The organism is Streptomyces sp. NPDC017943 (genome assembly GCF_044328425.1).
Classification (GTDB): Bacteria; Actinomycetota; Actinomycetes; order Streptomycetales; family Streptomycetaceae; genus Streptomyces; species Streptomyces djakartensis_A.
Window position 1 is genome coordinate 1 of sequence record NZ_JBIRHH010000076.1, and the last position, 2,952, is coordinate 2,952.

The following is a 2,952-nucleotide window of genomic DNA, read 5'->3' on the forward strand; positions in this document are numbered from 1 at the left end:
CGTCGGTGGGCTGTCGCGCCGGACGGCCCGAACGAGGCGGCCGGCAACTGCTGCCACGTGCAGCCTGACGTCGCCACGAACACGATCGCGGCCAGTACTTCGCGGTCGCCGTGCCGACGCCGGCCACCACCCTGAGGTCGCGACGGTGCCTCCGGCACCACCCGCTGGAACAGCTCCCACAACTCGTCCGGCACCAGCCGCTCAACGATCCTCGACACGACCAGCAGCTTACCCGGCCAAATGAGATGATCTCTAAGGCGGCGGTAGCTGGTGTAGCGGAACGTGTAGGCCGCCGAAGTAGTCGCGGACGATGTGCGGCTGGTGTTGGTGTCCGTGGAGGAACCGGCGCGTCTCGGCGGCGAGCTGGCATAGAGAACCCGATGTTCCACTGCCCGGCGTCCAGCGGCTGGGCCACGAGCGCCACGAGTTCAGCCATCACATCAACAGACAAGCCCGTGATCCTCAGGTCGCTGATGATCGCTGCACGAGACGCGTTCCCCACCACATGAGCGTGATCGACGATCAGGAGTCTCGACGTCTCATCGCCTACCGTGCACGAGTTCGCCAGGCCGATGCCTGCGGACATGGCCTTCCCCCCGAACGGTGGACGGCCTGGACGGTTGTGCCGGTGCGGCGGGTGGAGCGTTGGGCTCGTCGGAGCAGTCGCTGCGCCTTGAGTCGGGCGAATGCGCGTTTGCCGGGGGCTCTCAGTCGGGGTGGTCGCGGTGGGACTGCTGGTAGTGCTCGGGTTGTTCGCTGTGGTGGTGGCAGGGGGTGCGGAAGGTGGCGCCGGCGCCGTGGTAGGCGCGGTCGGCCAGGACGAGGATCTCCCGGGTGCGGCAGGATTGGACGATGCTGCGGGCGCGGGCAGCGGTGAGGTCGTGGGTGCGGCCCGCAGTCGCGTGGGAGAACCTGCGCGAGGTGCCGTCCGTTCGGACGACGACTTGGACGTTCATGCCGTGCTTGCCGTGCTTGCCGTGCTTCTGGGAGTCATACGGCTGGTCCGTGGCGAGGCGGTCGATCGGGTTGAGTGTGCCGTCGGCGATGACGGGGTCTCCCTTGTGATGAGTGAGCCTTTTCACAGTGGCCACCGATCGGGTGACGGCCCGTCCGCCAGCGTCGGCCCTCTATGCAGCTCAGAGGCCAGTCACCCCAGCTGGGTCCTTCACCCTCCGGGGTGGTCGCTGAAAAGGCTCAGTGACATCACCACGCCAACGACGAGGGGCCCTGCCTCGTCACCACACCTGCCGACCAGGCATTTCACCCTCCAGCGCAGGATGAAAGAGGCCTACTCGCTAATTCAGCACAGAGCATGGTCGGGGAAGTAGATGGAACATACTCACCTTACCAATGACGCCGGCTTCACTGATTGGGAGGTCGAGGCAACAGCTGAGGTAGCGCCGGGGGAGGGGCTTGCAGTGGAAGAGACGGACAAATTTTGAGTGGCCTGGCGTTCCGGAGAGCCTGCTGCGGAAATTTCAAGGGCAGCAAGCTTTGCCAGTGTGGAGTTAGTAGGGCTGTCGGTAACATGTGACGGCCTCTGGGGGGGCTGCCAATGCTCGATATAAGAACTAAGCGCGCCGCTTGCGTACTCTTCTCGGTGCCAGGTGTCTATGATCTGCTGCTCTCTTGCAGTAAGATTAAAGTATGCCTCATCAAGCAGCATTTTCAACCTGCGTTGACCCTCTTCAGCACCTTCGGCGGGAAAATCAAAGGATTCCGGATCGCCGCCATAAATATAATCATCGAAAAATTGATCGCGTGTCATGGCGAACATGTCTGCGGCTTCGGGGAGGTGGCGTTGCATTCGCATCATTTGAAAGTCGGTGTCATTTATCTTGAACGGCCCCCTTCTCTCGTTGTAATATTCGGAAGGGTCGTGTCCAGTAAGGTAGCAGTGGATGTTGTTGAAAACCCATCGGGCCCGGTAGGTGGGATTCAATTCAGGGCGACCTGCGGACTCGGCAACTCTGGCATCCCATTTGAGCGGGGGATCTATCTCATTTTCGATTATGTAATCTCGCGTTGCGGCATAGTCGCGATGGATTAGCAGCTGTGTTGCAAAGTACGCGGCATTGCTCATTAGCAATGCGGCTGAGAAGCCTCGATCGTCGACATCGATAGGGCCTCGAGCAGGGCTTTCTTGCTGTGAAGATTCCGTACGCGGCGCATCCCATTCACCGCGGTACCGATCGACAGCCCCGCTCCCGCTCACCAGCCATTCGGGAAGCGAGTGCATGTAGTGTGAGGCGTTTCCTTGACGTAGAAGTCCTCGAATTTTGAAACGAGCATCTTCTCCCGTTGTGAGTGCTGTTGCTGCCCGGTCCACCCATACAGGCCATACAGCTTCTAGGTGGGGAACGAGCTGTCGACTGCTTGCTGAAAGAAATAGAGCGTGAAGTTCGCCGTCCGGTCCGGGTTCTTCTAAGAGCTCAAAAATAGGCATGTTGAGGCGGGATTCTTCGCGGGCCATTTCCTCCAACTTCGCGGACGTGTATGGAATTCCTCGCGAGCCGAAGCGCCCGGGTATTCCAAACGGGAATTCAAAACCTACCTTGTGAGCCCCTAGCCTGTTTACAAGGAAGCGGTCCAAATGTCCCGGTTGCTGCTTAATGCAGCCTGTCGCCAGAAGCTGATCGCAAACATTAGGCGCAAGTTCATTCCGAGCGATCGAGTGAGTTGTCCCCAACTCTTCGATCATTGTCCTCAGGGCTCTCCTGGCGTCGTCAGACAGCAAATGCGCCATCAGCACTCCTCAGTTTGTTCGCCCATCGAGACGCAGGCGCATCAAGAGGGCGCGCATTTGACATGCTTAATCGAGTAAAAGGTACCACTTTCTGACGACGTGATCGTTCGTTAACCTCGATCTTTCGTGACGGTCTGCCGACGGAGTCGGTGGGCCGTTTCGCTTTCTGTGGCTGGTGCTGGGCAGGCTGAGGGGCCCGTGTGTCG

At 60.0% G+C, this 2,952-nt stretch carries 2 protein-coding genes and 1 pseudogene; all 3 read right to left on the reverse strand.

Annotated features, from left to right (window positions below; all coding sequences use genetic code 11):
• Positions 1-218, reverse strand: a 218-nt coding sequence (locus tag ACH4C6_RS36315) for a transposase (RefSeq protein WP_398112836.1), incomplete at its 3' end; no start/stop codon positions are given.
• Between the two features lie 328 nt (positions 219-546).
• Positions 547-1,061, reverse strand: a pseudogene (locus ACH4C6_RS36320) (transposase family protein); the annotation flags it as partial.
• Between the two features lie 278 nt (positions 1,062-1,339).
• A complete protein-coding gene (locus ACH4C6_RS36325; RefSeq protein ID WP_398112837.1) occupies positions 1,340-2,746 on the reverse strand; it encodes a hypothetical protein in 1,407 nt (468 codons plus the stop codon).
• Positions 2,747-2,952: the final 206 nt, after the last annotated feature.

Excerpts from the sequence above, each read along its gene's own strand:
- ACH4C6_RS36325 (WP_398112837.1), bottom strand. The coding sequence starts at position 2,746 with ATGGCGCATTTGCTGTCTGACGACGCCAGGAGAGCCCTGAGGACAATG.